General features: G+C 60.8%; 26 protein-coding genes and 1 pseudogene. 8 read left to right on the forward strand and 19 right to left on the reverse strand.

The genetic code is table 11. The annotated features are described in order from the left end of the window. The first annotated feature begins 13 nt into the window (after positions 1–13). Entirely contained in the window at positions 14–124 is a 111-nt protein-coding gene (locus NKH37_RS15685) for a DUF3606 domain-containing protein (RefSeq protein ID WP_353041162.1), read from the forward strand. Positions 125–244: 120 nt separating this feature from the next. Here NKH37_RS15685 and NKH37_RS15690 read toward each other — a convergent pair whose 3' ends face one another. After that, on the reverse strand, positions 245–454 hold the full coding sequence (locus NKH37_RS15690; protein ID WP_353041164.1) for a hypothetical protein: 210 nt from the start codon (positions 452–454) through the stop codon (positions 245–247). A 1,056-nt stretch (positions 455–1,510) separates the two neighbouring features. Between NKH37_RS15690 and NKH37_RS15695 the strand changes: the two genes are divergently transcribed. Continuing rightward, positions 1,511–2,593, forward strand: coding sequence for a type I restriction endonuclease subunit R (locus tag NKH37_RS15695; protein ID WP_353041166.1), 1,083 nt, complete (start codon positions 1,511–1,513; stop codon positions 2,591–2,593). Between the two features lie 365 nt (positions 2,594–2,958). On the opposite strand, the gene NKH37_RS15700 is transcribed toward NKH37_RS15695, so the two are convergent. The 3 genes from NKH37_RS15700 to NKH37_RS15710 form a co-directional block, all read right to left on the reverse strand. Continuing rightward, on the reverse strand, positions 2,959–4,359 hold the full coding sequence (locus NKH37_RS15700; protein WP_353041168.1) for a helicase HerA-like domain-containing protein: 1,401 nt from the start codon (positions 4,357–4,359) through the stop codon (positions 2,959–2,961). After that, the gene (locus tag NKH37_RS15705) at positions 4,356–4,676 is read right to left on the reverse strand and encodes a hypothetical protein (RefSeq protein ID WP_353041170.1); all 321 of its coding nucleotides are present in this window, start codon (positions 4,674–4,676) and stop codon (positions 4,356–4,358) included. Before NKH37_RS15705 ends, NKH37_RS15700 begins: the two co-directional genes overlap by 4 nt. Before the next feature lie 150 nt (positions 4,677–4,826). Beyond that, positions 4,827–5,054, reverse strand: coding sequence for a hypothetical protein (locus NKH37_RS15710; RefSeq protein WP_353041172.1), 228 nt, complete (start codon positions 5,052–5,054; stop codon positions 4,827–4,829). A 358-nt stretch (positions 5,055–5,412) separates the two neighbouring features. On the opposite strand from NKH37_RS15710, the gene NKH37_RS15715 reads away from it, so the two are divergent. Next, positions 5,413–5,961: a hypothetical protein gene (locus tag NKH37_RS15715; protein ID WP_353041174.1), complete on the forward strand. Its 549-nt coding sequence runs from the start codon at positions 5,413–5,415 to the stop codon at positions 5,959–5,961. Further along, positions 5,948–7,231 (forward strand): S49 family peptidase, encoded by a 1,284-nt coding sequence (locus tag NKH37_RS15720; protein ID WP_353041175.1) that lies wholly within the window; start codon positions 5,948–5,950, stop codon positions 7,229–7,231. The genes NKH37_RS15715 and NKH37_RS15720 overlap by 14 nt, the downstream gene beginning before the upstream one ends. Here NKH37_RS15720 and NKH37_RS15725 read toward each other — a convergent pair. Beyond that, on the reverse strand, positions 7,224–7,847 hold the full coding sequence (locus NKH37_RS15725) for a hypothetical protein (protein WP_353041177.1): 624 nt from the start codon (positions 7,845–7,847) through the stop codon (positions 7,224–7,226). The genes NKH37_RS15720 and NKH37_RS15725 overlap by 8 nt on opposite strands. A 98-nt stretch (positions 7,848–7,945) precedes the next feature. On the opposite strand from NKH37_RS15725, the gene NKH37_RS15730 reads away from it, so the two are divergent. Next, entirely contained in the window at positions 7,946–10,048 is a 2,103-nt protein-coding gene (locus NKH37_RS15730) for a hypothetical protein (RefSeq protein WP_353041179.1), read from the forward strand. 150 nt (positions 10,049–10,198) lie between these two features. Here NKH37_RS15730 and NKH37_RS15735 read toward each other — a convergent pair whose 3' ends face one another. After that, entirely contained in the window at positions 10,199–10,603 is a 405-nt protein-coding gene (locus NKH37_RS15735; RefSeq protein ID WP_353041180.1) for a hypothetical protein, read from the reverse strand. A gap of 2 nt (positions 10,604–10,605) precedes the next feature. Continuing rightward, positions 10,606–11,055 carry a twin-arginine translocation signal domain-containing protein gene (locus tag NKH37_RS15740; protein WP_353041182.1) on the reverse strand — a complete coding sequence of 150 codons (450 nt, stop codon included), beginning with the start codon at positions 11,053–11,055 and terminating at the stop codon, positions 10,606–10,608. 124 nt (positions 11,056–11,179) lie between these two features. Between NKH37_RS15740 and NKH37_RS15745 the strand changes: the two genes are divergently transcribed. Together NKH37_RS15745 and NKH37_RS15750 are read left to right on the forward strand one after the other, a co-directional pair. Then, positions 11,180–11,476, forward strand: coding sequence for a helix-turn-helix domain-containing protein (locus NKH37_RS15745; RefSeq protein ID WP_353041183.1), 297 nt, complete (start codon positions 11,180–11,182; stop codon positions 11,474–11,476). Between the two features lie 15 nt (positions 11,477–11,491). Further along, positions 11,492–11,713 carry a hypothetical protein gene (locus NKH37_RS15750; protein ID WP_353041185.1) on the forward strand — a complete coding sequence of 74 codons (222 nt, stop codon included), beginning with the start codon at positions 11,492–11,494 and terminating at the stop codon, positions 11,711–11,713. Here the strand turns inward: NKH37_RS15750 and NKH37_RS15755 are convergent. From NKH37_RS15755 to NKH37_RS15810, 12 genes are all read right to left on the reverse strand, one after another. Then, positions 11,710–11,991, reverse strand: coding sequence for a hypothetical protein (locus NKH37_RS15755; protein ID WP_353041187.1), 282 nt, complete (start codon positions 11,989–11,991; stop codon positions 11,710–11,712). The genes NKH37_RS15750 and NKH37_RS15755 overlap by 4 nt on opposite strands. After that, entirely contained in the window at positions 11,991–12,437 is a 447-nt protein-coding gene (locus tag NKH37_RS15760) for a helix-turn-helix domain-containing protein (protein WP_353041188.1), read from the reverse strand. The genes NKH37_RS15755 and NKH37_RS15760 overlap by 1 nt, the downstream gene beginning before the upstream one ends. 258 nt (positions 12,438–12,695) lie before the next feature. Further along, on the reverse strand, positions 12,696–13,229 hold the full coding sequence (locus NKH37_RS15765; protein ID WP_353041190.1) for a hypothetical protein: 534 nt from the start codon (positions 13,227–13,229) through the stop codon (positions 12,696–12,698). A gap of 205 nt (positions 13,230–13,434) precedes the next feature. Further along, the gene (locus tag NKH37_RS15770) at positions 13,435–14,547 is read right to left on the reverse strand and encodes a hypothetical protein (protein WP_353041192.1); all 1,113 of its coding nucleotides are present in this window, start codon (positions 14,545–14,547) and stop codon (positions 13,435–13,437) included. A gap of 83 nt (positions 14,548–14,630) precedes the next feature. Then, the gene (locus tag NKH37_RS15775; protein WP_353041194.1) at positions 14,631–15,011 is read right to left on the reverse strand and encodes a hypothetical protein; all 381 of its coding nucleotides are present in this window, start codon (positions 15,009–15,011) and stop codon (positions 14,631–14,633) included. 435 nt (positions 15,012–15,446) lie between these two features. Next, positions 15,447–15,794 (reverse strand): DUF6074 family protein, encoded by a 348-nt coding sequence (locus NKH37_RS15780; RefSeq protein WP_353041196.1) that lies wholly within the window; start codon positions 15,792–15,794, stop codon positions 15,447–15,449. After that, on the reverse strand, positions 15,791–16,843 hold the full coding sequence (locus NKH37_RS15785) for a hypothetical protein (RefSeq protein ID WP_353041198.1): 1,053 nt from the start codon (positions 16,841–16,843) through the stop codon (positions 15,791–15,793). The genes NKH37_RS15780 and NKH37_RS15785 overlap by 4 nt, the downstream gene beginning before the upstream one ends. Further along, entirely contained in the window at positions 16,840–17,115 is a 276-nt protein-coding gene (locus tag NKH37_RS15790; protein WP_353041200.1) for a hypothetical protein, read from the reverse strand. The genes NKH37_RS15785 and NKH37_RS15790 overlap by 4 nt, the downstream gene beginning before the upstream one ends. Beyond that, on the reverse strand, positions 17,112–17,498 hold the full coding sequence (locus tag NKH37_RS15795) for a hypothetical protein (protein WP_353041202.1): 387 nt from the start codon (positions 17,496–17,498) through the stop codon (positions 17,112–17,114). The genes NKH37_RS15790 and NKH37_RS15795 overlap by 4 nt, the downstream gene beginning before the upstream one ends. A gap of 181 nt (positions 17,499–17,679) precedes the next feature. Further along, positions 17,680–17,925 carry a helix-turn-helix transcriptional regulator gene (locus NKH37_RS15800; RefSeq protein WP_352579193.1) on the reverse strand — a complete coding sequence of 82 codons (246 nt, stop codon included), beginning with the start codon at positions 17,923–17,925 and terminating at the stop codon, positions 17,680–17,682. A 53-nt stretch (positions 17,926–17,978) separates the two neighbouring features. Further along, entirely contained in the window at positions 17,979–18,581 is a 603-nt protein-coding gene (locus NKH37_RS15805; RefSeq protein ID WP_353041204.1) for a hypothetical protein, read from the reverse strand. Then, positions 18,578–19,897: a tyrosine-type recombinase/integrase gene (locus tag NKH37_RS15810; RefSeq protein ID WP_353041206.1), complete on the reverse strand. Its 1,320-nt coding sequence runs from the start codon at positions 19,895–19,897 to the stop codon at positions 18,578–18,580. The genes NKH37_RS15805 and NKH37_RS15810 overlap by 4 nt, the downstream gene beginning before the upstream one ends. Before the next feature lie 578 nt (positions 19,898–20,475). Between NKH37_RS15810 and NKH37_RS15815 the strand changes: the two are divergent. After that, a pseudogene (locus NKH37_RS15815) lies at positions 20,476–21,119 on the forward strand (peroxiredoxin-like family protein). Positions 21,120–22,228: the final 1,109 nt, after the last annotated feature.

Below are 22,228 nucleotides of genomic sequence, written 5' to 3' on the forward strand. Positions count from 1 at the left end.
AAGGAGGATCCGGATGGCCGACGACAAGCGCAAACGAGATTTCCACGACCGCAACCGCGTCTCGGCGGACGAAGATTATGAGGTCGAATATTTCGCCGAGCAGAATGGCATCACGCCAGACTAGGCTCGCCAGCTGATCAAGACGCATGGTAATGATCGCGCACGCCTGACCGAAGCTGCGAAAACGTTGCGCGCCAGCTGTTCAACGCCGGCTTCTGCCCCGGCCTGAAACCCTTCAAGGCGCCTACCGCCCCAGCGGTAGCTTGGAGGCCGAAACAAGGTTGTCCTCGTCCTCTATGCCGGCCATGAAATTTGCGATTATCCGCGATGCGAGAGCCTCACGTTCGTGATCAGATTGAGCGTTGACCTTCAGCCGATCGAACACGCGGCCCAGTAGGGCAATTTCGGACGGGGTGAAAACACCAGCTCGCTCAGCGTTTCGACGAATCGGCATGACACGGCCCCCTTCCTTGCGCAGGTAATCCTACTCAGAAACCCCAGCAAAAACAAAGCCCGCCGCGCTGTTTGGGCACGGCGGGCAATCAATCGCTGACACCAAGCTGGGACTTCGGGGGTTGGGCTTGCCTGGCGCCAGATAGTGGGGAGAAGGTAGGCGAATCAGCAATAACGCGTCCACCAACCGACGGTGAAGAAGGCTACTGTGGAGCCGGGGGACTCGCTACCCAGAGAAGCAATACAACTCCGATCGCATAGGGAACCAGCACAGCCGCCAGCGCCACCCAAAAGCCTGGATCCGCCAACGCCCTCATTTCACTGCGAAGCTGTTCCATCGCGTGTTTCCAAGGAGGGTGTGTTTTCAGCCTTCCGCCGCTGCTCCCGTAGCCGAGCCGTCTTTGCGTCTCGGGCCGCGCGCTCAATATCGATTAATGACCGTGCAGCATCTGTCGTGCGCTGCTCTCTCTCATCTCTTTGCGTCCAAGTAGCCAAGCGTCGCTCCCTAAAGTGCATGCCGCCGACCTGGCGGCACGGTGCTGCTTTGATCGAACCATGGTCGCAGGCGAGTGTTCCATCAAAGCGGCAAAAAGCCCGCCGCACCTTTCGGCACGGCGGGCGATCAGAGTGCTGGCGCCGGGAGAATGATCAGCTGGTCGTGGCGGCCTAGTAGCTGCTGACCGATGCTCCGATTAGGAACCCAGCCACCAGGGATGCGGTCGCGACCGCTGCAACCAGCGCCCTGACTGTCTTTTTCCTGATGCCCTCGCTGCGGACGCCAGTCTGGGAAATCCGCGGCCGCCACACGGAAGTCGAGTGCGAGCGCCGCGGCTGGGCGTATTCGACATTTCGGCGCCGGCGAGATTTGGCTGCCAAAGCGATCGCGTCGTGGTTGAACCAGGCCGGCCTCCCATCATGGTGACGTGGCGTATCCCATGTGATTGAAAGAAGCCGGTGGATACACCTTTTCAAGCAGTGTGGAATTACTTTGAGGAGGATAGTGTCCCCTCCATCTTGGATGGGATTGAAGCAATAAATGCTACCCGATTTTGACACTATGAACGAGACGGACGTCCGCGAGATCATCGTTCGCCCGCTATTAACTCGTCTCGGCTACTCACATGGGACTGCGGCGAACATCCGGACTGAAGTTCCGCTGCGCTATGATAAAGCATTTTTAGGCCGCAAAAAGCCAACTAAGGACCCGGCCCTTGCAGGAAGGGCCGACTATATTTGTGACGTGACGTCATTCGGGCGATGGTGCGTCGAGGTCAAAGCTGCAGGCCAGCCTCTGACCCAAGACGATGTTGAACAGGCTCACACATACAGCGCCCACCCCGAAATTTCTGCTTCGCATTTTCTTCTGACAAATGGTCGAGAGTTCTTGCTCTTCGCGACAGGCAGTCTGACATCTCCTCTGCTTAGATGGCAGTTTGAGGAGACCGACCACGTAATTCTAAACCTTTTCAACATTGTCGGCCCTAACGCGATAAAAAAACTTAGGAGGCTGCTGACGCCCGACGTCGGCAAGCCCTTGGGAATTGGCCTTCCGTCCAGGCTCGAACTGATCGGTGGAGAAATTCGATATGGCGCTCATCACTCCAACCATCCCATGATTCAGGGTGACGTCATGAACGGGGCGATCGGCCAGGTAACTGGAAAACATGTGCAACGGAGATCAGATGGCCTCCTTCAGGCCGTTGTCGCGGTGCGCAGCCCATTGCAAGGGATCGCGGAACTAAACAAGCTGGCAGGCCTCGAGGACTTCGAGTTTCTCTCCGCCGACGAGTTCATATCGACAGACATCAATAACCCGACTATTTTTCAAAACTTCATCGAGGGCAGGCTTGAGCCGGGTGCTCCGGCAAGGATTCTGCCAGGTTCTCCGGCGGTAGAAATTCCGTTCGGATTTGACTTTACCGTGTTTACGGAGGCCACCGGCTTCGCGAAGGACGACCTTTTCGAGGGCATTGTTCGTTTCGACTATGACTATCGCTTCATAAAAGGACGACCCAATCCCCAAAACCCCATGCATGCTCAGCTGACCGCCTTCATCTCTCAATTCCCTACGGCGCGCATCCAGGGAGAAGGCACTTACACCATCAGGACAAAGCCCTTTCCCGTTCGCGACGAAAATTAGATCAGTCCGGCCACCATGATGCATAACTCCGCGGTGGCAAGCGCGCATTGCTAAAAACAAGTGTTGATTAGCAGGGGGTCAGCTGATGTTGATATTCGTTGCCTTAGCCGTGGGCTATCTTTATCGGTGGCCTGTCCTTTTTTGGACTGGCGTCGCCCTCGCTCTCGTCAACATTTGGATGGACGGCATGTCGGGCGCGATGAGATTTCCGATCTTGCCGTTAGTTTTTGTCATCGTAGGGGCGTCGCTGCTGGAGCCTTGGTGGTATGGCTCCGCCATGGGTGTTCTAGCTTGGACGATGTGCGACGCGCTTGGGATGCTCTACGGTCGCCTCCGCTCCTAAGATCACCGATTCGCGCTGCCGCCTAAATAACTCCGGTCATCTTGAGCCCCATCGCCGCCACAGCACCCCATGCGGCAATCTCAACCAGCCGCCGCTTGACGCTTTTCCCCGGTTCTGCACTGATATCGATCGACGGGACGTGCTTCAGATAGAGGTTCGCCTCCGGCGCTGCGGTGCCCTCCGGACCTGGATCAATCCCCCTCGCCTCCATCATGCGCCGGCTGAACGCCCGCCCGGCGGCGTTCTCGTCCAGCCCGGCATGGTATTTCTTCCGCAAGGGGATCGACTCGAGGACGACCTGGCGCTCTTCATCTGAAATCGATCCGATCTGCCCGGCCGGCATGATCACCTTCACCTTCTCGACCTCGCTCGGCACATTGTCCTCGCCGATCACCGAGATCAGCGCCTCGCCGATCTTCAACGTCGGCAATTCCTCTCGAGTCTTGAAGCCCTTGCGCGGCCGGATGGTATCGGCGGCCGCCTTGATCTTGCGCAGCGACTCCGCCGTGTGGGCGCGCATGGCGTGCAGGATCCTCGTCCCGAGCTGTTCCAGGACCGCTGCCGGGACGTCGGTCGGCGATTGGGTGACGAAGAACACGCCCACGCCCTTGGACCTCACCAGGCGGACAAGCCGTTCGATCTTCTGCAGCAGGTGCTTCGGCGCGTCGGCGAACAGAAGGTGCGCCTCGTCGAAGAAGAACACGAGCTTTGGCTTGGGCAGGTCGCCAGCCTCGGGCAGCTTTCGGAAGAGCTCGGACAACAGCCAGAGCAGGAACGTCGCGTAAAGCTTTGGCGCCTCGAGCAATTGGTCGGCATGCAGCAGGTTGATGGTGCCCCTGCCCGCCTCGTCCAGCTTCATCAGATCGAGGATATCGAACGGCGGCTCGTCGAACAGGCGATCGCCGCCTTGAGCTTCCAACGCCAGCAAATTGCGTTGGATGGCCGCGATCGACGCAGCGGTGACATTGCCGTACTTCCGGCAAACGTCTTCCCGCTCCTCGATCATGTCGTTGAGCGACCAGCGCAGATCGTCCAGCGTCAGCATGTAGGACTGTTCGTCCTCCGCCTTGCGGAACACGATATCCATTGCACCTTCCTGCGCCTGGTTGAGCCCGAGCATGCGCGCCAGCAGGCCAGCGCCCATGTCCTGCACGCTCGTCCGCACCGGCAGTCCATGGCGGCCGAAGATGTCCCAGAGCGCCACCGGGAAGCGCCCGCCGACGGCAACGCCGGACAGATCGCCCTTGATGTCGGCCGCAAACACAGGGACGCCGGCGGCGCTGAATTGCTCGGCAAGGCGCTGCAGGGTGACGGTTTTGCCGGTGCCGGTGGCGCCGGTGACCAAGCCGTGACGGTTAGCCAAACGGAGCGGCAGCGCGACAATTGCGCCGGCGGCAGTGCGGCCGATATCGATCCCGCTCATGATGCTGCTTCCTCCTGGACCCGCGGCGCCTCGAGCGCACCGGAGAACGAACTGGCATCCCAGCCGCCGGCAAAGAGCTTTTCGAACTTGGCCACCTTCGATGGGCTGGCGATGTAGGCCCGCTCCCGGCCGGACCAACGGCAATTCAGGCCGTCGCCGATCAGGCGAGCGGCCCGATTCTTATAGCCGGTCGACGACGGGCAGCGCACCGCGAGCATGCCTTTGGCATACCGAGCGCGGCCGATCGAATAGCTGCCCTGGAGCGTGGAAACGACGTGCGCGAAATCAGCATGTGCGATATAGGATTGGTCATCCATTGCGAGTTCCCTCCATGAACTTCGTTGGAAGGCCCTGTCTGGAGTTGCCGCTCTTGGCAGGGCCGTTTTGCATGGAAATAGTCGCACAAATGCCAGTTTTTCGCAACGGAAAACTGCCAAAACAGCAATAAAAGCAACGTCTTAGATCGATCAGGCAGCCTTGTCGCATGGCTGCTGGGCAGTGCCCTTGAATGTCGCCACCAGGTCAGCCTGCTCCACGATACCGGCCTTGAACAGCGTCACGAGCGTGGCGGCGTGCGCCTCACGCTCCCTCGCTGATGCGCCTTCTGGCAAGGTCATATCCAGAACGCGGCACAGCAGCTCGAGGTCACTCGGTTTGAAGATGCCGGCACTGGCAGCTTGGTGTTTCAGGCTCATGCACGCTCGCTCACAACGACAGGCCACGGCGGCCCGGCCCCATAATGCGCAAGCTGGCGTCTGGTTGCGCACCCTGAGCTGCGGCGCGCGCTTGCAACACAGTAGGCCGCGGAGACCGCGCGTTGTGCTTGCTTGCTTACGTGGGTGCTCTGCTGCCCGCACGCGCCCTGCAGAAAACGCGTTAAGGGACCGTACGAAGGGCATGACGCCAGCGGAGCGCAGCCCCGCGGTTATTCGCCGAAGTTATTTTTTCTCAAGGGCCGACGTCGTCGTTCAATCGATATTGCCCAGAAGAGTTGGTTTCCGGTGACAACTCTGTTAGGTTTCCTCACAGTTTGTGGCGTTGAGGAGTACCGCTTTGGCGGCGAAGTCGAAGGGCCAGCCGATAGGCGGTCGATGGATCCCCGAAACATGTTCAGCTGCTGATCTTGCAGTGCTTCTCGGTATGGGCGGACGCAGTGTCGACCGCTGGATCCAGCGTGGAGTTTTCGTGCGAGCGGCTGGCCGCGGGCGGTTCGAAACGCTCGCTTCGATCCAAGCGTATGCTGACGATCTTCGCAGCAAAGCGGCGGGCCAGGCATCGAGCACCGGAAAGTTGCTTGCCGACGAGCGCGCGGAGACCGAACAGGTCGACCGCGAAATCAAGAAGCTGAAGCTCGCACAGATCCGAGGCGAGGTTCTCACGCTCGAGGAGGTGACCGAGAGCTGGACGGCGTTCGCATCAACCGTGAAGGCAGCGGTGTTGTCGATTCCCGGCCGGCTGCGATCGGAACTTCCCCACATGACGGCGCACGATGGTGAGACGGCCAGGCGGATCGCTCGAGAGGTGCTGAACGACCTCGCCGACGAAGTCGAGACGGTAGTCATCAACGGCGATCCAAAGGAGATCACGCATGCGAGCCTATGACAGTGCAATGTCTGCGCCCTGGGCAATGCTGCCCGAGCATGTCGAAAACCTGCTGACGATCGCAGCCCGCGAACATGACCCGAAGGCCCTCGAGGCGTATCGCGCGAACCGCGCCGATCGCGGTGAACGACTGGGCATCCGAGACAACGTTGCGATCCTCAACATCGCCGGCCCCATGTTCAAGCGGGCCAACTTGTTGGTCTCATTCTCCGGCGCCACCTCCTACGAAATCCTTCGCCGGGATCTACAGGCCGCGCTCGACGACAAGGCTGTCGACGCGATCATCTTGAACATTGACAGTCCCGGCGGCGAAGCATCGGGCTGTGATGAGCTAGCGTCCGCCGTCTACGCGGCGCGTGGCCAGAAGCCGATCACCGCGTTCGTAAGCGGCATGGCATGCAGCGCGGCCTATTGGCTCGCCGCTGCCACCGATAGAGTGGTGGTGAGCGATGCCGCCGTTCTCGGCTCGATCGGCGTCGTTCTTGGAATCACCGACAGGACGAAAGCGGATGAGCGAGCGGGCATCGCCCGGATTGAGTTCGTCTCCTCGCAGTCGCCGGGCAAACGGCCTGACCACGGTACAGACGAGGGCAAGGCTCGGGTGCAGAAGTTGGTCGATGACCTCGGGGACGTCTTCATCTCGGCCGTAGCGAAATACCGAGGTGTGACCAAGACAACCGTCATTGCTGAATTCGGCCAAGGCGGCGTCGAAGTCGGCGCCAACGCAGTCAAACGGAAGATGGCTGATGAAGTCGGGCAGTTCGAGGCGACGTTGCAGGCTCTATCCGCCCGCGGCAAGAGCGCGAAGGGGGCGCGGCCTGCTCCTGCCGGCTCCATGCCGCCTGCGCCGGCGCATGGCCTGGCGCTCATGCCGCAAGCCGTCACCCCTCTTGCCCCGAACAATGTAGCCGCCACGGCCGAGGACAGCACCCGCCTGGCGGTCTTGGAAGTCCGCCAGAGGATGAAAGCTTTCGCCTCGCTCGAAGAGCGAATGGCCATCCCTGCCCTGCACGCCCACCTTCGCGACGAGACTGACCTTCCGGCCGACCAGGCGGCCAAGATACTGAAGACGGCAAAGGAAGACTTGCAGGCGCTCGCCATCGTGATCGCGGTGGATCCCGCGGAGGCGTACACATCGCGAAAAGCCCGGGAGGGTGCACTGGGCCTGGAAAGCCATCCCGACTACCAGCAGCCGGCCGGAGCATCGGCGCCGAGCAGCGCGAGCAGTTGGGCGACTGCAGTTGACCAGGTGAACGCGAACTTCAGATAGTTTTGGCCTTCACCGGCTTCGGATCGAAACGATCGTCAACGACGGCCTGATAGAGGTCGTCGTCGAGCACTGACACGATGATCCGGCGCAGAAATTCGTCAGGCGGGATCCCGACTTGCTTCGCTCTCTTTGTGAGCTTTGTTCGCGGGCCGAAGCCCAGTGCGACAGGCATAATCGAACAGCGCTGCCCCTTCATTTCCGGGAGAGGAAGGCCCCAACGGCGCCACTGCCCGCGGACTGTGTCCTTGCTCGTACCATCGCGAAGGATGCGCTCGATCTCGCCTGACGTGTACCCTCTGCCGGTCAGGTATCCGACATAGGCGCACTTTGCGTTCGACCAACTCAAAAGTGGCCAAGGCGCCTTGTATCGATCGGTGTGGAAGCGCTTGCCTTTGCCGAGCGGCTTAGCCGCTGGCGCGTCGTGGTAGTGCCGGTATTTGATTTCGGCGTCAGCCGTGTCCTCGACGAGCGCTGCCACGGTCGGAGGCTGGAGCGGCGGTGGCGCTTCGACTACCTTGCGTGTCGGCGGCGTCTCGTTGACCGCATGCCGCCGAGCGGCGCGCGCGAGGCGATTCCCTCTGATTTTTTCGATAGAATTCGCACGGCGCGCCAACATTTCCTCCACAATGCCAACTTTCGTCCCACCAAGTCGGTGAATCTTGGGACGATGTCTGATAGCATGAAGTCGAATTTATCTCGAGCCGGAGTTTTGATATGGCACGCACGTTGGTTGGTCGCTTACAGCTCGTCGTCCAGGCGATGGGTCTCGGCGAGGCCAAGAAGGTCGAGGGCGCAATGTCCTCGATTGAGAGAGCCGCCAAGCGCCTGTCGTCTGCCCAATGGGGGCAGAACTTTCAGCGGCAGCTCGAAAAAATGGCGCTGGGCGCCCGCGAACTTGATGCGGTTCGAAAGTCATGGAACGGCCTTCAACGCGATATCGCGTCGCGCGGTTTAACCGCTGCGCTCAAGAAATCCGAGATCTCCGCGTGGAAGACCGCCACCCTCGGGCAGTTTGCGGCGGTGCGCTCGAGCATGCGCCAGACCGAAAAGGAAGCTCTCCGAATTGGGCGGGCGCTGAAGGGCGCCCTTCGCCCTGCCTATGTGATGGCCGGCGGATACACCGGCGCGTACATGGCGGGGACATGGGGCCGGGAAGCGCTCAACGCGGCCTCCGAGGCACAGCGCGTCCGAGCCGAAGCAAAGTTCGCCGGCCTCTCCGGGAGCGAGCAATCCCAAATCACTTCCCGCTCCGAAGAGCTTTCCGGAAAGTACCGATTGGCGCTGTCCGACGTCTTGGACATGTTGAAGGAAACCACCCTTTCCATGCCGAATGTCGATGCCGCGCTAAAGGTCTCCGACGCAAACGCCCGGGCTCAACTCCTCCTCGACAACACATTCGGTAGTGGCGCCGGCGTCCAGGGCGTCCGGGCCTTCGCAAAATCCATGGATCTTCTTGAGCGGCTGGACCCTAACCAGTACATCTCGATGCTCGACGGCTTCGTGAAGATGCAGCAAATCCTCGGAAAGGACATTGATCCGAGCTCCTATTACGAGGCGGTGAAATACAGCCGCACCGGCGGCAAGGTCGGATCCGACGAATTCATGTCGACCTATCTGCCGATGCTGATCGCGGAGACCGGCGGAGCGAACGCCGGCAACAGCATCCGCGCCGGGTTCGATCAGTTCGTGATCGGGCGCGCCTCAAAGCAGGCGCTCGCCGCGCAAGAGAGCTACGGGCTTCGCAAAGACGGCAAGCTCGTTGGCCAGGATGAGTTCGGCGCCAACCCGATCAAATGGATCTATGACGTCCTGCTTCCTCAGCTTGAGAAACAAGGCGTCGACACTCAGGACAAGACTGAACTTGCGCGCGTCGTCGGGCAGCTCTCGTCCAATCGTCTGTCGAGCGACGAAGTGATCGGCGCCATTCTCAACATGCAACAGGTTTTCCGGTATCTCGATAAGCGGGTTCCGAACGCGGCCGGCCTATCGGCCGCCGACGATGTTCAGAAGCTCAACCCTTTTGCCGCGTACTCCGGCTTCAAAGGCAGCCTGGCCAATCTGTCGGACGCCGTGTTGCCGATGGAGGCGATCGGTGCCGGCCTTAACCGCTTCGCCGACTACATCAACGCCTTCACCAAAAAGGTTCGGGAGGGTGATTCCGTCTTCCTGGGTGCCACCGGTGCGATAGGGCTAGGCGCGGCCGGCTTGGGAGCGTGGAAGACCGGGACGGCCGTCTATGGCCTGATCACCGCGGGAACCAATCTGAATGTCGCCGCGGCAGCCCTACAGGCCGCGGCCGTCGCCCAAGGTGGCGGCGGGGTGCTTGCCGGTGGCGCGGCCGGCGCCGCCGGCAAGAAGGGCATCGGTGCCATGCTGATGAACCCGTGGGCATTGGGTGCCCTCGTTGGTGGCGCTGCCGTCTGGAAATTTATCCACGACACATCGGCGTCCAATGCGAGGGACAATCGCTTGCCGCCACCGAAGGTCTATTCGCAGGGCGCCACGCAGGATCGCGACAACTATCACCGGATATATGACGGCATTGCATGGGAGGGGGGCTTTCACCGCATCGGACGCGGCGCTGCTCCGCCTATCGGCGGTGTCGAGCAGGCAAAGCAAGCCGGGCAAGAAATCGAAAATGCTCTTTCGCCGACCGGAAAGCCGACGGTCGACGTCAGCGCCCTGCAGCAAGCCGTAGCCCTTGCGCAACAGTTCCTCGGGTTGATGAACAAGGCTATGGCCGCATCGCAGAACGCGACCGGCGCGGTCGACGCCCAGATCCGACGGGCGCATAGCGACTTCGGGGTCGTGCCTTAGAACCGAGTCTGTCCGGAGTTTGTCCCGTAAAAGTCCGGCTTTTGTCCGGCTTGTGTCCGAAAATGGCGGCGCGCTCAGTGCCCGCCGCCGCCCTCCGGCGCCGTGGAATCCTACCTGATGGCCCGCCGCATTTCACGGCGGGCGGGATCGTCAGGCGGCGAGCGATCGCAGCAGCTCGATCGCGTTATTGGCTATCCGCACGCCTTCTTCGTCGGCCTCTACCGTCAAGAGCAGGTAGCGCGCCTTCGCGGCTACCTCGCCCATGTCAGCTGGCCGGTAGTCCCGCAGCGCCTGGAAGGCCTCCCATTCCACATCGCTCGCATCCGCCTGCACGACCCGCCAAGTTGTAGCGCCGCCAGCTTTCGCCAGTTTTTCGAACGCTTCGTCGTATAGGACAGTCGCCGCCGTCAGCGACGCCCTGGCGGCGCGGTGGGCCTCGATCATCGCAAGGACGCACGAATGCGCGTCCGTGGCGCTGAACGCGCGGCCTGGGCCCGCTGCGGCGGGAATGGCGGCCAATGCGCCGAGTAAGGTGCGGCGAGTGAGTTTGGACATGTTCACGCCTCCGCTTCGAGATAGGCCAGGGCGGCGTTGAGGAGCGGCGGAAGCATGCCGGACGGCGGAAAGTCCCCGATCTCGGTGAGAACGAGCCGCAGCGCGGCGGTGGCCCCTTGGCGTGACACTGCAGGCCGCGTCCATTTTTCAATATCGCGCATCGGCGGAAAGTAGGTGACATCCGCAAGGGCATCCAGTGCCTCGTCGTCACGGTTGCCGCGAGATCTGCATTGGTAAGCATCGCAGCCGGCTCGGTAGCGCTCGATCAGATCTAGCAGGGGATCGAGTTCGGTCGCCGCGCGCCGCGTGCTTGGGTCAATGTCCGGTCCCTTGGGAGACGCAAATGCAGCCCCCGGAGCCAGCGCGGCAGGAATCGCGGCAATTCCGCCCATTACGGAGCGGCGGCTGATTTTTGGCAAGCCTTCGGCGGCTGCCCGAACTGAATTCGGCATTGATATTCCCCCCTACGGGATCGACAACAGGGATTGTTGGCGTCCCAGCGAAGTTGCGGCGTCGTTCACTTCGTGTCAATATGTTTCATATAGTTCTACGCAAAATAATGGGGGACGAAAAATCATGACGCCGCAACAATGTCGAGCAGCCCGCGCGCTCGTCGGTTGGTCGCAGCAGCAGCTAGCCGACGCTGCATCAGTTGGGGTAGCCACCATCCGGGTGTTCGAAGGTGGCGGTTCCGAGCCACGAAGCGCCACCTTGCAAGTGTTGAGCCTCGCCCTTGAGGCCGCCGGTGTAGTGTTTCTGGGCGATGGCGATTGTGTCGAGGGCGGACCAGGCGTGAGGCTCAAGAAAATGTTGCCGCCTGCCACTCTGTTGCCAGGCGGGGAAGCCGGCATCATCCAAAACAACGAGATGTAGGGGACGGAAATCCAAATGACCGATAGAAAGAACTACAATCGAGAGCACGTTTCATCAGGCGGGATGATATCGGGCAGCAGCTCTGGCCTATTGACCGTCGGCGACCTCAGGGACGCGATCTCCCTGTTGCCCGATGATGCTAGGGTGATCTTCGGAACTTGCAGCCACGGCGATCCGCTCACCTTCTATCGTTTCAAAATGCGAGGTGAGAGCATCATCTCGATCGAACTCGGTTAAAACCGCGCCCGCCACAAGGTGAGGAACTTGCGCACGATCGCCGACTCATGGCGCACTTCCTCATAACGCTTGGGGAGGTTGACAATGCCGGACATGGAAATGAGAGACGGCAAGGTCTTTCGGCGCTGCCCGGCATGCAGCCAGTGGTTCCAATTTGGCCCGCATCGATATGACGGGAAAACGCTCTCTTCGGGCGTGACGGTATGCACGCCGTGCGCCCCGGACGATGCAATGGACAAATACATCGCCGCTCGGCGGCGGCGATAAACGTCACGCATCAAATAGCTGGCTTGGCCGCTTCAGCCTTCTTTTTCAGGCGCTCGGCTTTCCGCGCGGCGACCCCTTCAGCATGAAGCCGACGCCTTTCTGCAGCTCTTTCATGCATCGCCTGTTTGGCCCGGGCGCGCTCTTCGCGCGCGGCCACGGCCGCGTTCCAAGTCGCCATGGCTCGAGCAGTCTGCTCCGCCTCGCGCCGGTCATGGTCTATTTCAGCTGACCTCTTATACGCGTAGCTTCCAAACGGCTTGTTGTACGGCGTGACCCTAGTCTTCCTTGCCTCGATAAAGGACTCGATGTCGGTCGGATGGTAGCGACGCGACACCCTTGACCACCGGCCGACGTTTACGAAGGGAATCTCTCCCGCCATCGTCAGATCCGTCAGTTGGCGAATTGAAACCGCCAGCATAGCGGCAGCTTCCCTGGGCTTGACAAGAACCGCCGGCATCCGAATTCCTTCCGTCTGAAAGCTCGGCGGCGCCCCCGAAATGAACTGCACGGCCGCCGCCGCGTGTCCTTTCCGAGAGCCCATGATCGGGCAGCATGTGGAATGGCCCATAGGCGCATGAAGCCGGCGCCGGCGCCAGCCAGCGCGCCGGCCTGTCCCCGCTTTCCACATCGAAATTGCGATCGACGGCGGAGCGCTGGTTCTGCTTCGAAGCCACGCGAGCGAAAGCTTGCGCTGATCTGCTCGGACGGATTGTGCTCAAAAAAGCGAATTAAGCAGCCAACCAACGAACGCAACTCCGCCGAGAAATAGGCCCTTCAGTGCGGCGTCGGTGGCATTGTTGAATAGCTGGCTGTTTGCAGCCATGACTGTTCGATTCTGAACGATTAGCTCGTCATAGTGCTCGCATTGCTCCGCAAGTGACGCCTCCCAAGGTTTTTTGATCGAAATGTCGTCCTCCCAGTTTCCAGGTTGACTGCCCGAAAACCCGAAATCGACAGATCGACTTGAATGAACAGCCGACCACGAAGCGCCGATAAGTACCGCTGCGACTGTAGATGCCACTATTGCGAGAGGAGCGTTTGGCGGCTCCGCGCTGGCGAGACCGTAAGCCCCACTGATTAGAACCACTGCAGCCGCCGAAGCTAATCCGGCAAAGGTGTACGCCCGCTGATCCGCTGCGATCGCGGATAACATCTGTGCATCGAGATGAGCTTCAGCTTGACGCAGGATTTCCTTTAGGCTGTCCTGTTGGGCTGTTTGCAGTTTTTGCGAGAGGGCATTGTTATTCATGCATACACACCATCAAATCTATTCACAGCCAAGGAAAACAGATACCGGCAAGAAAAGCGATGGGTCTTCGTCCGGTAGCCGACAGGGCAACTTCGAGGGAGCCAAAGTTCACAAGCCGGAGCCTCGCCCCCAACCTCGGCCAACACCGAACCCCGAAAAGAAGGGAAAATAACGGGTGGCGCGGCCGAAGCCGCGCCACTCGCCTTCACTCCGCCGCGGCCAGGTCCTCGCCGGGATCCTCTACCAGGCCGAGCACGTCGCCAAGGTCGAAACAATCCGCCAGGCCGAGGCCGGATTCTGGGATCGACATGCTGTTCTTTCTGTATTGCTTCTCGGCATTGAAGGCGTCCTGCCCTTTTGCCTCGTTGGTGCGCAGCGCCAGGCCTGCCTCGACCGCAGCATCGGCAACTGGCTCCGGTACAAGTCGGGACCAACGCCGTCCGCACAGAGCCCGGCCACCGCGATCATTCTCGACGTATGCAAAGTCTTTCAGAACGAAGATTTCGACGTTCGCTGGCTGGTCAGGTTCAGGCATGGGCGCCTCTGCCGGCTCAGCATCCACCCCGGCAGGCGCGCCCGCGCGCTTGGCAGCAGCCCGGGCGCGAAGCCGGTCCGACAGCAGCACTCTCGCAGGATCCCGAATGGCTGCCGGCGGCGTTCCATCGCTTCGGCTCTGCGGTATTTCCTTGTCGATGTCGAAAAGCCTGCCGAGGGTCTGCACCCGGCCGAAGACCGAACTCTGATGCTCGAATAGCCCAGGCGCCGCCGCGAAGAGGCTTTCGGCAACGATCGCCGTCAGAAGCTCCTCCCGGGAGAAGTGGTCGGCATGTCGCCTGGCGTGGTCTCGCGGCCGCGACCATTCGCGACTTTCAACGACGGCCAAGCCTTCTGGCATCTTCGCGAGATAGGCAGAGCATGCTTTCCCGAGCGCCGCGGCGGCCTTGGCAACCTCAGGGGCTAGTTCTCGGTCGACGAAGTCGGCGAGCGCCTCATCCACCTTGGCGGCGGCTTCGCGTTCTTCTTTTGCCCGCGCGGCAACGAGTGCATGGCGAAGCTCCTCGAGGCCGGACACCATTTCGGCCCGCTCTTCATGCGTGGACCGAAGAAGGTCTTCCGCGAGAGCGAGACCGTGTCGCGTCTCTGCAGGAATCTCAGCCTCTGGATCTGATAGAATGTGAGCGCGCCGCGCTGCCCGATGCCTATCGATTTCTCTTTCCGTCAGACCGATCTTCGCATCGATCTTAGCGATCGCGTTTTCAAATTTCTGAATTTCCACCTCGGCTACGGCCAAGGGATTTTTGCGGAATGGGCTTTTCATCTTTCGTCCTCGGTTGGGATTGACGTGGCAGTGCGGCGCCGGCCCGAAGGCCGGCCGCCAATTCTTCGCATCGTTGTTTCAGACTACCGGCGCGCCGAGCCGACAGCGCGCTTCCAGCCAACGTCAGCCTTGCCGTCGGCAGCATCATCGCCGATGTGACGATTGACGTTGGCGACGGCCCGGTGCCATCCCTCTGCGCCTGGCGCGCCGCCGATCGGTTCGGGTGTCCCGATGCCGACGCCGGCCTTCGGTTCATTCTTCGGCCGGGCGGCCGATGAAGGCTTCGCCGCGGCCGCAACGGCTGAATCAATTTCGGCCGCCGCGACATCGAGCATTGTAACTGCCTGCTCGGCGGTGAAATCGGATTCGATCGCGAGGATGTCGGCGAGTTTCGGCATCTTCTTCGCCGATGCGCATCCCAAGATCGCACGGATTCGAGAGCGCTCTTCCTGTTCGATGGTCATTTCATTTCTCCGGCGCCGCTGTTTTGGGAGGTTCGGGCGCGGGCTGGCGCATAGGCCGGCGCTCGATTTGAACTTCGTCTGTCGAACGATCGGCGTCCTCGAGGGTCTTAGCGGCCCAGCTCATTGAAAGGCCGTAGCATTGGCCCCATTCGTCGGCCCGGCGAGCGGTTCGCTGCGCTCGGCGCGTCAGCTTGCCAACTCGGATCCTCGAAATGGCGCCGGCATGAGCGAGCTTCCCAAGGCGCTGACCAATGCGACGATGATGGAGGCCAGTGTCGTCAGCGAGCTGCGTCACGCGTGCCGTGCAGAGCCGCAGATCCGGATGCCAGGATCGCACAAGGCTCTCAGCCACCTCAAGCGTGCGGGCTTCGCCCAGAAAGGCGATACGAACCGCCTCGAGCCAGTTTGCGGGGCTGAGGTCTGCGGGTTGGATGCTCATGCTGCACCGTCCCGACCGTTCGGCGTGTCGCCAAAGCGGTGGAAGTCGATCGCGAATTGGACCGCGGATCTGAACGACCGAATTTCCCGCAGGATTACCTCCTCCGACAGATTGGCCGCTACGAGCTGTTCCCGAAGCGCTTGAACCGCCGCGTACCAGAAGTCATCGCGGATCTTGCCTTCTCTGGATTCCAGGCCTTCTGCGATCCTCAAAACAGTCACCGTTCGGCGCGCCAAAGGAAATGGCGTCACGACTTGGCCGACGGTCTGCTTCCGCCTCCGCCTCGTCACTCGCGTCATCGGGAAGGTGATAACGTTCAAGTCTGGAAACAGCCCGAGCGTCATCTCGATACCCTTCTTCTTCCAGTCTCTGACACAGATGATCGTGGTGCTTCGATCGAGGCGGGGAGCCCATGCGACCCCGCCGTCGTTACGAACTCGACCTCACCATTCTTGATTGTGCCGTACGATATCGGTGGGCTGGACGAGGTCGGCGGTGAACCGCCTCCTACCGCCTGCACTATCTCGTCAATGATTGCGCTTGCCACCGTCGAGTGGACAGGTGCGTCCGGAGACCCGAAGGGATATGTATCCATATCCCTAGTGACCGCCGAACCTGTCCGCGCGCCCTCCGCCGAACCTGTCCGCTCTGCATTATGTGCGGGGTCCGCCGGACCTGTCCGCTCACGCTTCTTGCGCTCATAATAATAGCTCCGACTGATCCCTTCAGCCTCCCACGGCTTTCCGGTTGAGACCTTCGCGAGATACGATTCTCGGTCGTCAGAACCCTCCTGCCGACGCGCCTGCCGCTTGCGCTCGATGTCATCGACTCGGGCCTTAGCGGCGACCCGGTCCCGCTGCTCTTCGATCGATATGTCGGCGCTGTTCATGGTCCTAATTTCCAAGGCTGATCTTTCCTGCCACGTCAGCCGCACAAGTCTGCCCGCGTCGGTGTCGCTTAGGTTGTACCGCCTTCCCTCGATGCGCATCCGCACGGGCTCGAACACATGGTCAAAGTCTGGCATCAGGTGCGGCGCGAAGCGCGCGCACCAACCCGCAAGCACAGATTTGAGGTCCGAAGGCCGCTTCAACGCATTGGCCGCATGAGCCACGATCAGGATGAAAGGATCGGCATCGATCTCCTCTGGAATGAGTTTTCCAAACCGCATCTGAACGACCTGTTCGATCTCCCTCATGCGAAGGAGCGCCTTGTCCCAGAATCCCCCCTCCGATCGCTGCTCGGCGATGACGCACTTCCCTGCAATGATCTTGCGTCCGGACCGTCTTGCCTTGCGCGACGAAGAGGAATATTTTCCGCCGACTGATGTTTTCTGATCTGCCGCCGCGTCTGATTCGCTCCCAGACCGGCGGTTTTCTTTTGGCTCATCGCTCATGATGTCAGCTCCCCGCATTGACACCGGAAGCGCGCACGCCCGAGCTTAGCGACGGGAACGCGGACGGTTGCGCGGTGGCCGCAGCGGCACGCGACCAGGCGGCTAACTGTGGCGCCTGGCGCCGCCATCGCGGCGTCGATCTCGGCTCGCATCTCGCTCTTGGGGATCCGGCGCTTGGGCGCGCCGATCGGCAGCATGGCGCCGTCGACGGGTTCGGCGCCTTGGCGCGCGACGCGCGAGCGGTCGCGCTGCAAATCCCATCGCCGACTCATTGTCTCGCCCCCAGCATCGCGCTCGCGCGATCGATCGCTGCCGCTGTTTGACTCGAGGAAAGCCCGAAGCGGGCGGTCACCGCACCTGCGGACGTGTCCGCGTCGAATGCCAGCCAGACCGCCGCAACCGCGACCAGCACATCGCCGATCTCAACAACATCAAGGCTTTCTTCATGGCCGCGGTGTCGAAACGCCGCGATCATCTCTCGGACGCGCTCGATCGAAAGTTCAGTCGCCTCAATGCCGGCCCTGATGATCGCAAGATCGGTTGCACCTGGCTCGAGCCGTCGCAGTTCGTCGAAGAAGTTGTGCGGGTTTGACCAGTTGTAGGCCGTGCTGAGCAGGTGGCCTACCAGCCGGTTGTGAAGGGCTGCGCCGGTCATCAGGCGGCCCTCGCTAATCGCAGATTGTTTCCGCGGATGATGGCGCACGCCTCGACTGCCGAAAGTCCGAAACGCCTCAACTCGGGGACAGCGGCTCCGCCGCGCTCGGCGCGCGGCGTGTTTGCCAGCCAGGCGGCTGCTTCGCCGAGGGGACCCGTGGCGGATTTAGAGGCGGCCGGCATCAGGCGGCCGCCTTGTCGCGTTCTGCCGCGAACTGCTCGAGCGCCTTGCGCAGTTCACCGACGCGCCAGCGATTTGTGCTAGCGCTGATTTTCAGTGGCCTGGGGTAGCGTCCGGCGTTGATGCCGCGCCACAATGTTGAACGATGGATCGGCGTGTTGCTACCGCCGATGAGGCGGCATGCGATAGCCTCGTCGACGAGATCGTCGTCGCTGAGGCTGGTCGGGACCTGTTGGGTTGTCTCCATAGTGTCGCTCCGTGTTTCGGCGACACTCAATGAAGATCAAACTCTGACAGCTTTCAAAATGGTGGAAAGAACCCGTTTTTGGGCGGGCGTTTCACCATGTCGGCCTTATATGCCCGGATTGCCGATGCCGCCGCGTCGGCGGTCGGTGCGACCGCCAGGACCGGAGAGCATGAAGCCAACAAAAACCTGACAAGCGGCCCAGTTGAGCTTTGCTCGTCCGTCTGACCGTCAGCTTTTGTGGATCTACCAACACGTCGCCCTGAATTCTCCCAAAACTCGATAAGCCGCGTCGACAATGCCGAGGGAATTTGAGGGCGCCTGCCTTTGAGAGATGGGTTTTCGTCTGCAATCTTCTCAACCCAATTCAGCAAAGTGACGAGGTGCCCCTCCAATGTCATAGGTGCACCCCTATCATCGAAATGCCGTTCGAGGTCAAATTCCTGTGGTTGCAGCTCGTTGAGCAGTTGCCCAGCCAAATCTGCGACCTTTGCATTTCGTGCGAGGTCCTCCCTCAATTCATCTTCAGAGTTGCATCTCCATTCGCCAACGATCCATTCGACGCGTCGGCAGTCGGGGTGATCTGCATCAATGCCAAGGGTCTCAGCGATCGCGACCTTTTGCTTACCAGTGTAGATGAGATCAGCTTCGATTCTCACGCTGCGCCCTTCGATCCGAGAGGTACGATCGCAGCGGCGCCGGCGTTGATTCCGGCCAACCGATCAGCCCAAAGCACTAGAGCGTCCCTCTTCTCCCGCATGTAGTCGTAGCGAGCGTATACGCGACTGGTAATGCTGGCTTTGGTTGCGCTGACGTGATTCAGAACGTGACCGATGGTGAAAGGCGAGATACCGAGTTCTTCCATATGGGTCGCCGCGGTCCTTCGCAGATCGTGGGCAGTCCAAGGCGCTATACCCATGATCGTTGCCACGGTGCGCTTGATAACCTCCTCCCGCTTGATCGCCTTGGCGATCGCGGCGCCTGTAACCGCGGCACGGGCGCCGGGCCCGGGAAATACGAAATTCGGGACTTCTCTGCTTTTGCGCTCGGAAAGCACCCTCACCTCGGCGAGCTGCTCCCGCACAATGTTGATCGCCATATCGGACAGCGGTACGACGTGCTCGCGCTTGTTCTTCGATCGGGCCACCGGAATAGTCCAGAGCCCGGCATCGAGATCAATCTCTTCGAGCGTCATGCCAGCGACCTCGCCTACGCGCTGCGCAGTGACAAGACAGATGCGGATTACACGGCGGGTTGATTCACGCATGTCCGCGTCGTTCAATGCAGACCACATCGCTCTGATCTCATTGGCGGATAGAACTCGGTCGCGCTCCACGACGACGGAAGGCTTCTTCATGCCTTCAGTCAGGTTCTCGTCCAGGTCGCCCCGCGCTCGAGCCCAACGTACCATCGCACGAACATCTTCGAAAAGCCGGTTGGCTTCGGTATGGGCACCCCGGTCCTTTACAGCGTCGATCGCCTTGGTGATGTCTCGCCGGTGCAGGTCCCCAAGCTTCACGTCGCCGATACAGCCGGTCGATCTCTCCTCAATCCTCTTGCCACCGGCGTCACGGCCGGAAACGTTCTTGCGAAGACGTCGGGCGATCTCGTCGCCCGACCGCTTCGTTGAGGCATGTCGCTTCAGGTAGTTGTCGACCATGTCGGCGACACTCTGAGATGCAGCCGTGGCCTTCTTGTCGGCGATCGGGTCCCCACCATCGCCGACCTTGGCGCGGGTGTCCCGCGCTCTCTGGCGAGCGCCCTTCTCGCCCCCAAGCGGGATCTCCGGATAGCTGCCAAGCTTCAACCAACTGCGCTTCGCCGGCGGTCCGTAGACCACGTACCAGGACTTCGCTCCGGCTGCGGACGCACGAAGAACGAGGCCCTTCACGATGGTGTCGAAGTAGTCGACTTTCCGGCCGGAATTCACCTTCGCCGATTGGCAAAACTTATCTGACATCTCAACCTGCGGCATGCGTCCCTCGACCAACCGGTCTGCGTGATCTACAGGATGATCTACACAAAACCGCGCGTCGTGTCGAGATATCGCGCGACAGGGTGGAACGTGAAACACCACGCGAGCCCATGCACAGAAAGGGGTCTCGGCACCTCAGCCTGTCGCAAGACGCTGCACGTAGCGTCGGTGGGAAACCTCTGTTAACCGGTTGGTCGCTGGTTCGAATCCGGCCCGGGGAGCCATCGCCTTTTCTACGCCAAGTCGCGATTTTGCACGCCGGCGTGCGATTTTTCCCTACGCTTCGATCTCAATAGCCCTGCTTCCAGAGTGTCAGAGCATCGAGGACAGATGAAATCAAGCGCAGAATAGCGGCCTCGCCCCCCGCCTATTCTTCGCAAGCCGATCGCAGGACTGGCGACGCAGATGCTTTTTCGTGTTATGATGGGCTTGCGACGCGCGTAATCTCGACCTCGGCAATATGGCAGAGGTCGAAAGCTATTGCCTTGGCACAGGAAGCTTTCGCCCCCAGCACTTGATCGCCTCCGAAACGCTAGGTGTGCTGCTTCCCTGACTGACCCAGGGCGAGGAGGTTGTCCATGTCCACGAGTAGTGTTGACCGCCCGCTGCAGCCGGGCGACCGGGCACCGAATGTTGTGCTCAATGCGATCTCACGCGAAGGCAGATCGCGCTCGATGATTTTCGAGGCCGTAGCCCGTTGTTGATCGGTTTGTTCCGAGGCCTGCACTGTCCGTTCTGCCGGCGCCATGTCGCGGCGATGGCGCAACTTAAGCCGGCCCTGCGTGAGAAAGGCGTCGAATGCCTGGCTGTGGTCAATACGCCGGTCGAGCGGGCGCGGCTCTATTTCCGTTACCACCCGGCACCCGATCTTCTCGCCGCATCCGACCCGGAGCGAGCCTCGCACCGTGCTTTCGGCTTGCGCGAGGTCGGGATGGACACGGTCATGGCGATACCGTTCCATCTCCCGGGCGAGTTGCCCGAGCCTATGGACGTCATGGCAATGAATGAATTTCTTAACAAGAAGGAAGGTTATGAGATTACGGAAGTCGATCAGCAGGCGATGGCTTCCAGCCAGGCGCAGCTTGTCGGTCAGTTCCTAATCGACCGGACGGGCATCGTACGCTGGAACTTCACTGAAGTTCTGGAGGATGGCCTCAACACCTTCAGAGCGCTGAATCCCGAGGAATTGATGTCGGCAGCTTCCCAAGTTGCACATCAATAGGCTGCGGAAAATGGGCTGCTAAAAACTCGCTCGACGGCCACGGTCCTGTGGTGATTCTTTGGATTTAACAATCGTCGAAATGCTCAGCGCGGGAGGCTAAAGTCTGCCCGTGGGCTTCGTAGCGATTTCGATTCAACAGTCTGCGGACCGCCCCGACGCTAGAGTGAGCAAGCCGCATAGGCGGGGCGACGTCCGCTCGTTGCCGCAATCACGTTGTTCCGACAGGCGCGCATAAGGTAATTATGCCGCCTCCCCGTCTGCTGCTCGGCATAGCGAACCTTGATTAGCAGCCCCTCCATCGCACATCCGGGTTAGATAACAGCGGGGTACGCCGATGTCTGTGAGATCGTGTGTGCGCACAACGCCTCGTTCCTTCGCGAGTGCGACTGCCCGTTGCCTCAAAGATGGTTTTGGCCCACCGGTTGATCGGAGGCGCACGGCGCGCTCCCGGTCACGCTTGCGAGTCTTGATGGCGGGCTGCGGCGCAGTTTTGAGAGGAATCGGCAGCTCATAGTTCGCAGTTTCGCCCGGCCCGGGGAGCCAATATTTTTCAAAGGCGCAGAGGCTCCGGCGTTTTCATTGTTTTGGCTGACACCACGGTTTTGATAACGCCAAGACCATGGTCACTGCGTCTGGGATTCCCTATCGTGGAAGAATGTGATTGCTGAGCGACGATTCCGCTCGCCACTCCACGAACTGTGTCAGTCGTCACCACTGCTGACGGCCGGCTATGTAATGGGTAAGCGCCGCCGACCGCATTCCCTTCCCTCCTCGTTGACGAAAAGTGTTCGTTCGAATGATGCTTTTCCGTTGCCCTAAGCGCAAGGTTTTGACCAGCCAGCACAGGGCCTCCTCTTAAGCTCGCTGGTCGTCAAGGCCCAGCGGCCTCTAGCTGCCGTCCCCCCCGCAACCAAGCCGCTGGGCCGCCTCGCCAACGGCGAAGCTTGCCTGCCGACGTATATTAGCAACATCTTGACTAGGCGCCGTCCGCTCCAGACTCAAGCGTCTGGCGCGGGGCACTGGTTGCGATCACGGCCACGATACGTAGGCGGGTCACTGAGGACCGGGCAAGCGTCTCGATTCCGAGCTACGGCTTCCCGCATTCCATC

Origin of the sequence: Mesorhizobium sp. M1217, from assembly GCF_040318275.1 — a bacterium.
Taxonomy (GTDB): domain Bacteria; phylum Pseudomonadota; class Alphaproteobacteria; order Rhizobiales; family Rhizobiaceae; genus Mesorhizobium.

Excerpts from the sequence above, each read along its gene's own strand:
- NKH37_RS15685 (WP_353041162.1), top strand. The coding sequence starts at position 14 with ATGGCCGACGACAAGCGCAAACGAGATTTCCACGACCGCAACCGCGTC.
- NKH37_RS15690 (WP_353041164.1), bottom strand. The coding sequence starts at position 454 with ATGCCGATTCGTCGAAACGCTGAGCGAGCTGGTGTTTTCACCCCGTCC.
- NKH37_RS15695 (WP_353041166.1), top strand. The coding sequence starts at position 1,511 with ATGAACGAGACGGACGTCCGCGAGATCATCGTTCGCCCGCTATTAACT.
- NKH37_RS15700 (WP_353041168.1), bottom strand. The coding sequence starts at position 4,359 with ATGAGCGGGATCGATATCGGCCGCACTGCCGCCGGCGCAATTGTCGCG.
- NKH37_RS15705 (WP_353041170.1), bottom strand. The coding sequence starts at position 4,676 with ATGGATGACCAATCCTATATCGCACATGCTGATTTCGCGCACGTCGTT.
- NKH37_RS15710 (WP_353041172.1), bottom strand. The coding sequence starts at position 5,054 with ATGAGCCTGAAACACCAAGCTGCCAGTGCCGGCATCTTCAAACCGAGT.
- NKH37_RS15720 (WP_353041175.1), top strand. The coding sequence starts at position 5,948 with ATGCGAGCCTATGACAGTGCAATGTCTGCGCCCTGGGCAATGCTGCCC.
- NKH37_RS15725 (WP_353041177.1), bottom strand. The coding sequence starts at position 7,847 with ATGTTGGCGCGCCGTGCGAATTCTATCGAAAAAATCAGAGGGAATCGC.
- NKH37_RS15730 (WP_353041179.1), top strand. The coding sequence starts at position 7,946 with ATGGCACGCACGTTGGTTGGTCGCTTACAGCTCGTCGTCCAGGCGATG.
- NKH37_RS15735 (WP_353041180.1), bottom strand. The coding sequence starts at position 10,603 with ATGTCCAAACTCACTCGCCGCACCTTACTCGGCGCATTGGCCGCCATT.
- NKH37_RS15740 (WP_353041182.1), bottom strand. The coding sequence starts at position 11,055 with ATGCCGAATTCAGTTCGGGCAGCCGCCGAAGGCTTGCCAAAAATCAGC.
- NKH37_RS15745 (WP_353041183.1), top strand. The coding sequence starts at position 11,180 with ATGACGCCGCAACAATGTCGAGCAGCCCGCGCGCTCGTCGGTTGGTCG.
- NKH37_RS15750 (WP_353041185.1), top strand. The coding sequence starts at position 11,492 with ATGACCGATAGAAAGAACTACAATCGAGAGCACGTTTCATCAGGCGGG.
- NKH37_RS15755 (WP_353041187.1), bottom strand. The coding sequence starts at position 11,991 with ATGCGTGACGTTTATCGCCGCCGCCGAGCGGCGATGTATTTGTCCATT.
- NKH37_RS15760 (WP_353041188.1), bottom strand. The coding sequence starts at position 12,437 with ATGCCGGCGGTTCTTGTCAAGCCCAGGGAAGCTGCCGCTATGCTGGCG.
- NKH37_RS15765 (WP_353041190.1), bottom strand. The coding sequence starts at position 13,229 with ATGAATAACAATGCCCTCTCGCAAAAACTGCAAACAGCCCAACAGGAC.
- NKH37_RS15770 (WP_353041192.1), bottom strand. The coding sequence starts at position 14,547 with ATGAAAAGCCCATTCCGCAAAAATCCCTTGGCCGTAGCCGAGGTGGAA.
- NKH37_RS15775 (WP_353041194.1), bottom strand. The coding sequence starts at position 15,011 with ATGACCATCGAACAGGAAGAGCGCTCTCGAATCCGTGCGATCTTGGGA.
- NKH37_RS15780 (WP_353041196.1), bottom strand. The coding sequence starts at position 15,794 with ATGACGCTCGGGCTGTTTCCAGACTTGAACGTTATCACCTTCCCGATG.
- NKH37_RS15785 (WP_353041198.1), bottom strand. The coding sequence starts at position 16,843 with ATGAGCGATGAGCCAAAAGAAAACCGCCGGTCTGGGAGCGAATCAGAC.
- NKH37_RS15790 (WP_353041200.1), bottom strand. The coding sequence starts at position 17,115 with ATGAGTCGGCGATGGGATTTGCAGCGCGACCGCTCGCGCGTCGCGCGC.
- NKH37_RS15795 (WP_353041202.1), bottom strand. The coding sequence starts at position 17,498 with ATGACCGGCGCAGCCCTTCACAACCGGCTGGTAGGCCACCTGCTCAGC.
- NKH37_RS15800 (WP_352579193.1), bottom strand. The coding sequence starts at position 17,925 with ATGGAGACAACCCAACAGGTCCCGACCAGCCTCAGCGACGACGATCTC.
- NKH37_RS15810 (WP_353041206.1), bottom strand. The coding sequence starts at position 19,897 with ATGCCGCAGGTTGAGATGTCAGATAAGTTTTGCCAATCGGCGAAGGTG.